The 888-nt window shown below is 34.3% G+C and carries 1 protein-coding gene; it reads left to right on the top strand.

The features are described from left to right. Positions 1–97: 97 nt before the first annotated feature. On the top strand, positions 98–888 hold a 791-nt coding region (locus tag AC1Z3S_RS20060; protein ID WP_461741846.1), incomplete at its 3' end, for a tyrosine-type recombinase/integrase.

The following is an 888-nucleotide window of genomic DNA, read 5'->3' as shown; positions in this document are numbered from 1 at the left end:
AAAAAACGCCTGTAAACCTTGCTACAACAATGTTTCTAGGGTGTTTAGGTTAGTATTGATTATATAATGTAATCAATAGTCGCGCAGGGGGCCCAGCATGCTTGATTTAACAGCGTATAGAAGCTATTTACTTGAAAATGAGACGGAGAAAAATACGATAAAAAATTACATGGTGACTCTAAAGCAGTTGGATAAATTTTTAGTGAATCGCCGGTTAGATTTGTCGAAAGAAGTCTTAATTGAGTACAAGCAGCATCTACAAGAAGACGAGTATAGACCGGGAAGAAAATACCAGCTAAAGACAATAAATCAAAAAATTGTCATCCTGAACATCTATTTCAATTGGTTAGATCGACACGATTTGTGCTTGAAATATTTAAAAGTACAAACGAAAGTTCACAGAGAATCAATCGATAAAAAAGAATACCGTCAACTGTTAAAGCATGCCGATGAAGAAATGTACTTGTTCATTCTGCTAATTGGTAATACTGGCTTACGAATTTCAGAAGCTTGTTCCATCCGGGCCGATGAATTAGAACTTCGAATTGTAACCATAAAAAATAAAGGAAAAACAAGGTATATATCAATTCCTCAATTTGTAAAAAAGAAGTTGAAGAAATTCTGCCGTAAAAGACGAATCTCAACCATTATTTTTCATAAGTCGCAAGATTTTTACCGCAAACGTTTGAAGACAATTGCCGGTAAAGCGAAGGTAAAAAAAGAAAAAGTTTATCCGCATACTGTAAGACATTTTTTTGCGAAAGAATTTATCGCAAACGGTGGTGATTCAACAGATTTACAACAAATGCTTGGACACGAAAGCATAGCAACTACCACGATTTATACGAAGCTTAGTACAAATGAATTAAGTGAAAAATATCGTGAAAT

The sequence above is a fragment of the Enterococcus sp. LJL90 genome (genome assembly GCF_056924355.1).
Note: the sequence above shows the minus strand (reverse complement) of the source record. Positions and strands in the feature narration are given on the sequence as shown.